The organism is Pseudomonas sp. DE0010, from assembly GCF_007680745.1.
GTDB lineage: Bacteria > Pseudomonadota > Gammaproteobacteria > Pseudomonadales > Pseudomonadaceae > Aquipseudomonas > Aquipseudomonas parafulva_B.
The window spans coordinates 47,264-56,176 of record NZ_VEJQ01000032.1; the positions used below are offsets into that span (position 1 = coordinate 47,264).

Here is an 8,913-nt window from a genome sequence, read left to right on the forward strand (position 1 = left end):
CGAGCGCTGCGTTGCGTCAAATGCACAGGCGAGGCGGGCAAGCGCTCGATCATTGCTGAGCGAAGGCAATCAGCCGCTCGCCATCGAGCCGATACCGCAGCCACTCGTTCTGCGGTTGCGCCCCCAATGCGTCATAAAACCCAATGGCCGGTTCGTTCCAATCCAGCACACTCCATTCCAGACGGCCGCAGCCTTGGGCAACCGCCTGCTTGGCAATGTGCCTGAGCAACTCACGTCCGGCGCCATCGCCACGGTCGTTGGGCGTGATGTAGAGGTCTTCCAGGTAGATGCCATTGCGCCCAAGCCAGGTCGAGTAACTGTAGAAGTAGATGGCAAAACCAATCGCGCGGCCCTCACGTTCGGCCATCAGGCAATGAACGGTGCTGCCTGCGTCGAACAGGCTGCGCTCGATGTCCTGGGTAGTAGCCAGCACCTCGTCGCGGGCGCGCTCGTACTCGGCCAATTCGGTAATGAAATCCAGGATCTGTTGGGCGTCAGTGCGTAGGGCAGGGCGAATTACAAGACTCATCGAGCGCTTATCCTTTATCGGCTGCGAGTGGTACAGCTATGTGTATCTGCGAAATTCTCTGTATCTGTACTGCAAGGGGGAAGACGGCACTGGGCTAGTGTGAACCCTTTCCTGAACCCAGTGGAATACCCGTCATGTTCGCCTCGCTCGACCTGCTGATCGCCTTCGTCCTGTTCGCTTTCGTGTCTTCCATCACTCCTGGGCCCAACAACACCATGCTGTTGGCTTCGGGCGTGAATTTCGGTGTGCGCCGCTCGGTGCCACATGCGCTGGGCGTCAGCGTCGGGTTCATGGTCATGGTGCTTGCCGTTGGCCTGGGCCTGGGAGAGGTGTTCAAGGCCTGGCCTGCGCTCTACACCGTACTGCGCTATGCCGGAGCGGGCTATCTGCTGTACCTGGCTTGGAAAATCGCCACCTCAGGGCCGGTTGGCGCCGCTTCTACGGCAGAGCCCAAGCCTATTGGCTTCTGGGCCGCGGCTGCTTTCCAATGGGTCAATCCGAAGGCTTGGGTCATGGCCATTGGCGCGATAACGACCTATACCCCGGCGCAAGGCTATGTCGCTAACGTGGTGGTCATCGCCGCATTGTTCGCCTTGGTGAACCTGCCCAGCGTGGGCGTGTGGGTCATGTTCGGCAGTGCGCTGCGCGGCCTGCTGCAGAACCCGCGCTGGCTGATGCTGTTCAATGTCCTGATGGCTGCACTGCTGGTCATATCTCTCTACCCGCTGCTGTTTGTAGAATCGGCGTTTCACCCTTGATGCAGAAGGCAGCGCCCATCATGCAACTGACACCGTGGTCCCACGACTGTAGCGCAGGGTTCACCATGCGCGGCTGGCGCAGCGAGCCTACAGGGCGTCCCCTGCTGCACGTTCTGCACGGCAACGGGTTCTGCTCGCTGGCCTATCAACCGTTGCTGATGCACCTGGGGCAGCACTTCGATCTTTGGCTCAGCGACGTCCAGGGGCACGGGGACAGTGACCACGGTGGCCCATTCCGTGGCTGGAACCGCACGGCAGCACTGGCCGCCGAAGCCTTCAGCGCGCACGTGACTGAGTATGGCAACGTACCCCGGCTTGCCATCGGTCATAGCTTCGGTGGAGTACTCACCGGGTTGCTGCTGGCCAGTGAGCCGCAGCTGTTCGAGCGCGCGGTGCTACTCGACCCGGTGATCTTCAGCCGGCGCATGCTGTTTTCGATGAAGCTGGCCGCCTGCTTCGGGCTGAATCGGCACCATGCGCTGGCGCGCAAAACGGCCGGCAGGCGCAGTACCTGGCCGGACCGCCCCTCAGCCATGACTTCCCTGAAAGGGCGGGGCATTTTCAAAGGCTGGACCCACGCGGCATTGCAGGCCTACGTGACGCACGCGATCGCCGAAGGCGAAGGGGGTGTAATGCTCAAGTGCCGTCCAAGCCGCGAAGTGGACATTTTCAGTACCTATCCGTCCCACCTGTGGTCGAGCCTGGCGCGTATCAGCGTGCCGACGCGTGTGGTGTACGGCAGCCAAACCTACCCTTATGTACAGGCGTCGGCATTACGGCTGGCAGCGCTCAACCCTCATGTCAGTGCGCAGAAGGTCGCCGGCGGACACTGTTTCATGCAGGAAAACCCTGAGGCTGCGGCGCAGGAGGTGCTGGCTTTCCTCCGATCCAGCGTCCTACCCATAGAACACGCTGGACCGTTCCCGGTAGCTAGCCCGTGAGTCGATGCAACGTTATGGTGGCACCCGCACGTTTAGGAGCGCACGATGAAGACGATTTTGAATACCCGTTCCAACCCTGCCGGGCACTGGGTCGGCGATGGCTTTCCGGTCCGCAGCCTGTTCACCTATGACGACGACGTCAGTCGCACCAGCCCGTTTCTGCTTCTCGATTACGCCGGCCCCCACACCTTTGCCTCCACCTCGGCGCGCCGCGGGGTCGGAGCTCACCCACACCGGGGTTTCGAGACGGTCACGATCGTCTACCAGGGCGAACTCGAGCACCGCGACTCCACTGGCGCTGGCGGGCTCATTGGACCGGGTGAGGTTCAGTGGATGACCGCTGCAGACGGCATCGTTCATGAAGAGTTTCATTCACCTGGGTTTGCCCGCAGCGGCGGCGTGCTGGAGTCGGTGCAACTATGGGTGAACCTTCCGGCCCGGTTCAAGCGCGCGCCGGCCGGCTATCAGACTCTGGCCAGCGCCGATATCCCCACGGTGGACTTGGGTGCGGGCGTGGGCAGCCTGCGTGTGATCGCAGGAGAGTATCAAGGCGCGAGCGGCCCGGCTCGCACTTTCACGCCAATGGACGTGTGGGACCTGGACCTTAAGGCCGGCGCCAAACTGGTGCTGCCCGTCCCAGCAGGCCGCACGGCTGCAGTGGTGAGCCTCCAAGGCGGTGTGCGGCTGAATCAGGTCAGTGAGGCTGGCTCGTGCTCAGTGACGATATTGGCTCGTGACGGCGCCGATGTACTGCTTGAAGCCCCGCAGCACGCTCGTGTGCTAGTGCTGAGCGGCGAGCCTATCGACGAGCCGATGGTGGCATACGGCCCCTTCGTGATGAACACGCGGGAAGAAATCATCGAGTCCATCGAAGGATTTCAGTCAGGGAAGTTTGGCCGGATACCCTGAGCGCGCACCGTTCCGGGGCGCTAACCACCACCCGTCGCACCGATTCGATACGGCTCGAACTACCCAGCACTCGGCGTGTTCTTCAGCTAAGGTGCAGATGGAACCCAGCACTTCGATACCGCATCGTTGCATGCGCCCCGACAGGTTCCTCTTCCTGTGATCCTGTGCCTGACACCCAGGCCTATTCACCCACAGCTAATCCAAAGAGGGCTCTGCCATGTCTCTGATAGGCGTATCGACACTGGAACTGCGACAGATGATCGAGCAGGCCTGCTTGCCAGATCGGTGTGAAATCAGCTGCGCCGACGGCGCACACCTGACCATCCGCCTTGGCAATGGTCAGGATCTGACACAGGCCGTCACGCTTTGTGATGTCCCGCTCAGCAGCCTCAACAGCAGCAGGGACCTGGTCAATCTGGTCGGCCAATTACACGCAATGCGCGACGGCGCTCCCGTGTACTCGAAGAGGTTGGCCTGACAGCGCGGCGCAACCGACGTTTCTAACCGGCCGTTACTGCAGTTCGAGCAGAAGGTTAAGCCCACCGTCACCGCACTTGCCCTGGTCTCTGACAACACCATGGTAACTGCGCCCATCCCAGATGAACGCGACACTGTGCGCTCGGTGCACCTTGTTGGGCAAGGGTGGGCAGATGTGCAAGCGCAGTGCAGGCCGCCCTTGCAGGTTGAGCGGTGCGAGCTGGCACTGGCACTCGACACTTTGCGCCACGGGTCCGAACAGGGTATCGCGGACGTAGTCAAGTTGTACCGATGCATTTGGAGCGCGGCCTGGCATTCTCATGGTCGCTGCTCTCTGACCGTGGTCCGTGCTGGGGCATGCCGATCTGTCATGACGATCTCCTGTAGGGAAGAAACTTGAGGAGCCTGCAGGCTGCATGGGAGTCCAATCCCGCCTCATGCGTTCAATTCGATTGCGTTGGCGTTCAGGCGCCTGCCTTGCGAAACGTCAGGTTGATGCGGCGCGGGCCCATGCGCGGATGCACGCCTGGCTTGATCGGCAGTACACCATGAAAGCGTAGACGGTCTTCACCGCCCCACACCAGCACATCGCCATGATTCAGGGCAATACGCTGGGTTCTGTCTGAACGTTGCAATCCACCCATCAGAAATACGGCAGGCAAACCCAGCGAGAGGGACACGATGGGTTGGCTGAAATCCTTTTCGTCGCGGTCCTGATGCAGGCTCAGGCGGATACCTGGTTGGTAATGATTGATCAGGCACGCATCCGGTACGAAGCCCTCGAACCCTGCAAGCGCAGCGCATTGCGTGGCCAAGGTCAGCAGCACGGGCGGCATCGCCGGCCAGGGTCTACCAGACAGCGGGTCCACGGGGCTGTATCGGTAACCGCGTTCGTCACTGATCCAACCCAGTGCGCCGCAGTTGGTCAGGCCCACGGCCATGTTCAAACCGCCAGGGGTACGCATGTGCCGCCAGGGCACGCAACGCAGTATCGGGCGAAGCGCATCCAGCACATGCTCGACATCTTCCAGCGCGGCACCAGGCAACAGTACAGTGCAGGGTGCCAAGTGCTGCGGTTGGGCCCCGAACAGGTCCAGATCGGATTGGATCATCAGTCTGAGTATTCCAGTTGGCCTGTTACCCAGCAGAGGAAAGCTGGAGTTCATGGGTGTTCACTATCAATGAGCCACCAATTAATTCAAAACATTTCTGAACGCCATCCATCTGTTAATGGTCTTCATCGTGCCGTGGCCGCGGTAGCCGATTGATGATGAGGATTACACATGTCTGAGCACGTACCGGACAACCCCCGCAGGGAATTCCTGCGCAAGACCCTGACCTTGATACCAGTGGTAACGGTGGCCAGTACCGGCATTGGCCTGGGCAGTGCCACCGCACTGGCCGAGCCGGTACGCCAGCCTGAGCAGCCCGAATCCAAGCCCGCTGGCACTGCCTACCATCCTGCGTTCTTCACCCCAGAGGAGTTCGCCTTTGTCCAAGCAGCGGTCAGCCGTCTCATTCCAGCCGACGAGCTGGGGCCTGGGGCCCTCGAGGCCGGCGCTGCGCAGTATATCGACCGCCAGATGGGCACTGCTTACGCCAGTGGCGGGCTGTGGTACATGCAAGGTCCGTTCAAGGCCGATGCGGCGCCTGAGCTTGGCTATCAATTGCAACTGACCCCGCAACAAATCTACCGCCTAGGTATCGCGGGTGTTCACCAATGGTGCCTGGCCAACGGTAACAAAGCCTTCCACGCGCGCAGCCCCGATCAGCAGGACAAGGTGCTGGCGCAGCTGGAATCTGGCGAGCTGACTTTGCAGGACGTGCCGGCCAAGGCCTTTTTCAGCCTGCTGCTGCAGAACACGCGCGAAGGCTTTTTCTGCGATCCGGTCCACGGCGGCAACCAGGGCATGGTCGGCTGGAAGCTCATCGGCTTTCCCGGAGCGCGCGCCGACTTCATGGATTGGGCCGAGCGCAACGAGCGCTACCCGTTCCCCCCTGTATCCATTCGCGGCGAGAGGGCCTGATCAATGGCCAATGCATTGAAGAAGGTCGACGCCGTGATCGTCGGCTTTGGCTGGACGGGGGCCATCATGGCCAAGGAGCTGACCGAGGCCGGCCTGCACGTGGTTGCGCTGGAGCGCGGGCCCATGCAGGACACGTACCCTGACGGCAGTTATCCGCAAGTCATCGACGAGCTCACCTACAGCGTGCGCAAGAAGCTGTTCCTGGACCTGTCCAAGGAAACGGTGACCATACGCCATACCGTCAACGATGTAGCGCTGCCGTACCGCCAGCTGGGCGCGTTCTTGCCTGGCAAGGGCGTGGGCGGTGCCGGTTTGCACTGGTCGGGGGTGCACTTTCGTGTCGACCCGATGGAGCTGCGCATGCGCAGCCACTACGAAGAGCGCTACGGCAAATCGTTCATTCCCCAGGACATGACCATTCAGGATTTCGGCGTCAGCTACGAAGAACTGGAACCCTACTTCGATTTTGCCGAGAAAGTGTTCGGTACCTCTGGCCAGGCCTGGACGGTCAAGGGTGAGCTGGTCGGGCAGGGCAAGGGGGGCAACCCGTTTGCCCCAGACCGCTCCAATCCGTTCCCGCTGCCCTCGCAGAAGAACGTGGTGTCGGCCCAGGTTTTCCAGAAGGCCACCTCGTCGTTGGGCTATCACCCTTACAACCTGCCCTCGGCCAACACATCCGGCCCTTACACCAACCCGTATGGCGCTCAGATGGGGCCGTGCAATTTCTGCGGCTTCTGCAGCGGCTACGTGTGCTACATGTATTCCAAGGCGTCGCCCAACGTGAACATCCTCCCAGCGTTGCGCCAAGTGGAGCACTTTGAGCTAAGGCCCAATGCCCATGTGCTGAAGGTGAACCTGGACGACAGCAAGCAGCGTGCGACCGGCGTGAGCTATATCGACGCCCAGGGCCGTGAAGTCGAACAGCCGGCTGACCTGGTGATCCTGTCGGCCTTTCAGTTCAACAATGTCCGCCTGATGCTGCTTTCTGGCATCGGCAAGCCCTACGACCCGGTCAAGAATGAGGGTGTGGTCGGGCGCAATTTCGCCTATCAGAACATGGGCACGGTCAAGGCCTTCTTCGACAAGGACTTGCACACCAACAACTTCATCGGCGCCGGTGGCAATGGCGTGGCGATCGACGACTTCAACGCCGACAATTTCGACCATGGCCCCCACGGCTTCGTCGGTGGCTCACCGATGTGGGTCAACCAGGCAGGGACGCGGCCCATCGCAGGTGTAGGCAACCCCCCGGGCACCCCCGCATGGGGCAGCGCCTGGAAACAGGCCACGGCCGACTACTACACCCACCAGATATCCATGGATGCGCACGGCGCGCATCAGTCCTACCGCGGCAATTACCTGGACCTGGACCCAACCTACCGTGATGCCTATGGCCTGCCGCTGCTGCGCATGACCTTCGATTGGCAGGAAAACGACATCCGCATGAATCAGTTCATGGTCGGCAAGCTCAGCGCCATCGCCAAGGCCATGAACCCCAAGGCCATTGCGGTGCTGGGCAAGCAAGTGAACGAGCATTTCAATACTGCCACCTACCAGACCACTCACCTAAACGGTGGGGCGATCATGGGCACCGACCCAAAAACCAGCGCCTTGAACCGCTATTTGCAGTGCTGGGATGTGCACAACGTGTTCGTGCCCGGGGCTTCGGCATTCCCGCAGGGGCTTGGCTACAACCCGACCGGCCTGGTCGCTGCGCTGACCTACTGGTCGGCGCGGGCCATTCGTGAACGGTACCTGAAGAATCCCGGCCCCTTGGTGGCGGTGTAAGGAGCGATGAGCATGAACAGAATGTTGATCGCCACCGTCCTGGTCGGTGTAGGCATGACGGCGCAGGCAGCGCAGGACGAGCCGGCGCTGGTCAGCCAGGGTGAGTACCTGGCGCGGGCAGGAGACTGTGTGGCGTGCCACACGGCCAAAGACGGCAAGCCGTTCGCAGGTGGATTGCCGATGGAAACGCCGATCGGCACGATTTACTCGACCAACATCACCCCTTCATCCGAGGGCATTGGTCATTACAGTTTCGAAGATTTCGACCGTGCCCTGCGCCATGGGGTCCGCAAGGATGGCAGTACGCTGTACCCGGCCATGCCATACCCGTCCTATGCCCGGTTGACCGAACCCGACATGCAGGCGTTGTACGCCTACTTCATGAAGGGCGTGGCCCCCGTGCAGGAGCCGAACAAGGACACGGACATTCCTTGGCCCTTGAGCATGCGTTGGCCGTTGTCGATCTGGCGCGGTGTATTCGCCCCGGACCCTGAACCCTGGCAGCCGTTGCCCGAGCGGGATCCGGTGGTCGATCGCGGAGCTTACCTGGTCGAAGGCCTGGGCCACTGCGGTGCCTGCCATACCCCAAGGGCACTGACCATGCAGGAAAAAGCGTTGAGTGCCGAGGAGGGCGATGCCTTCCTGGCCGGCAGCGCGCCGCTCGAAGGTTGGGTGGCGAAGAATCTGCGAGGCGATCACAAGGATGGCCTGGGCAGTTGGAGCGAGGCGCAACTGGTGCAGTTTCTCAAGACTGGCCGCAGCGACACCAGTGCAGTGTTCGGCGGCATGAGCGATGTGGTGGAGCACAGCATGCAGTACATGAGCGACGCCGACCTGACGGCCATCGCGCGCTACTTGAAGACCTTGCCGCCCAGCAATGCGAATGACACGCCCCACGTCTATGACCGGCAAGTAGCGGATGCGCTGTGGAAGGGCGATGACAGCAAGCCTGGGGCTGGGGTGTATATCGACAATTGCGCCGCCTGCCACCGTACCGATGGCAAGGGATACACGCGCGTCTTTCCAGCGCTTGCCGGTAACCCGGTGGTGCAGACCCAGGATGCTACCTCGTTGATCCATTTGATCCTCAAGGGCGGGACCCTTCCTGCGACCCGCACTGCGCCCTCGACCTTCACCATGCCGGCCTATGGCTGGCGCCTGAGCGATCAGGAGGTGACTGACGTGGTCAACTTCATTCGCACCAGTTGGGGTAACCAGGGGGAGCCTATCGAGGTCAAGGCGGTGAAAAAGCTGCGCACAAGCGACATGAAGCAGACATCGGGTGACGATCTCGGGCAGGTGACCGAGCATTAGACGTTGTTGATTGTAGTTAGGCCGCTGCCAGAACGACTGTGTTGGGGCTGTGGGGTAGGAGCGGTCTAGCCGGGTCGGAGGACCGGCAAGACCGTTCCCGGAAATCGGCTAGCCTTTAGAGGCGGCACAAGGCAGTTGCTTCTGCAAAGTCCAGGCCTGCGCTATCTCAG

The 8,913-nt window shown here is 61.4% G+C and carries 10 protein-coding genes; 7 read left to right on the top strand and 3 right to left on the bottom strand.

The genetic code is table 11. From position 1 onward, the window contains the following. Positions 1-49 precede the first annotated feature (49 nt). Complete coding sequence (locus tag FS767_RS19920) at positions 50-529, bottom strand: GNAT family N-acetyltransferase (RefSeq protein ID WP_144967663.1); 480 nt, start codon at positions 527-529, stop codon at positions 50-52. Positions 530-663: 134 nt separating this feature from the next. On the opposite strand from FS767_RS19920, the gene FS767_RS19925 reads away from it, so the two are divergent. The 4 genes from FS767_RS19925 (at position 664) to FS767_RS19940 (ending at position 3,615) form a co-directional block, all read left to right on the top strand. Next, positions 664-1,287: a LysE family translocator gene (locus tag FS767_RS19925; protein ID WP_144967665.1), complete on the top strand. Its 624-nt coding sequence runs from the start codon at positions 664-666 to the stop codon at positions 1,285-1,287. Between the two features lie 20 nt (positions 1,288-1,307). Then, positions 1,308-2,228, top strand: a complete 921-nt coding sequence (locus FS767_RS19930; RefSeq protein WP_144967667.1) for an alpha/beta fold hydrolase — start codon at positions 1,308-1,310, stop codon at positions 2,226-2,228. A 45-nt stretch (positions 2,229-2,273) separates the two neighbouring features. Continuing rightward, a complete protein-coding gene (locus FS767_RS19935; protein WP_144967669.1) occupies positions 2,274-3,137 on the top strand; it encodes a pirin family protein in 864 nt (287 codons plus the stop codon). Between the two features lie 217 nt (positions 3,138-3,354). Next, positions 3,355-3,615: a DUF1652 domain-containing protein gene (locus FS767_RS19940; RefSeq protein WP_144967671.1), complete on the top strand. Its 261-nt coding sequence runs from the start codon at positions 3,355-3,357 to the stop codon at positions 3,613-3,615. Positions 3,616-3,648: 33 nt separating this feature from the next. Here FS767_RS19940 and FS767_RS19945 read toward each other — a convergent pair whose 3' ends face one another. Together FS767_RS19945 and alkB are read right to left on the bottom strand one after the other, a co-directional pair. Beyond that, on the bottom strand, positions 3,649-3,936 hold the full coding sequence (locus tag FS767_RS19945; protein ID WP_049695925.1) for a hypothetical protein: 288 nt from the start codon (positions 3,934-3,936) through the stop codon (positions 3,649-3,651). A gap of 142 nt (positions 3,937-4,078) precedes the next feature. Beyond that, positions 4,079-4,726, bottom strand: a complete 648-nt coding sequence (gene alkB / locus FS767_RS19950; protein WP_144967673.1) for a DNA oxidative demethylase AlkB — start codon at positions 4,724-4,726, stop codon at positions 4,079-4,081. Positions 4,727-4,897: 171 nt separating this feature from the next. Here alkB and FS767_RS19955 point away from each other — a divergent pair, with 171 nt between their 5' ends. The 3 genes from FS767_RS19955 to FS767_RS19965 are packed head-to-tail and all read left to right on the top strand — an operon-like array spanning position 4,898 to position 8,743. Next, positions 4,898-5,641 carry a gluconate 2-dehydrogenase subunit 3 family protein gene (locus tag FS767_RS19955; RefSeq protein ID WP_144967675.1) on the top strand — a complete coding sequence of 248 codons (744 nt, stop codon included), beginning with the start codon at positions 4,898-4,900 and terminating at the stop codon, positions 5,639-5,641. 3 nt (positions 5,642-5,644) lie between these two features. Beyond that, complete coding sequence (locus tag FS767_RS19960; protein ID WP_144967677.1) at positions 5,645-7,429, top strand: GMC family oxidoreductase; 1,785 nt, start codon at positions 5,645-5,647, stop codon at positions 7,427-7,429. Between the two features lie 12 nt (positions 7,430-7,441). Beyond that, on the top strand, positions 7,442-8,743 hold the full coding sequence (locus FS767_RS19965) for a cytochrome c (RefSeq protein WP_144967679.1): 1,302 nt from the start codon (positions 7,442-7,444) through the stop codon (positions 8,741-8,743). Positions 8,744-8,913: the final 170 nt, after the last annotated feature.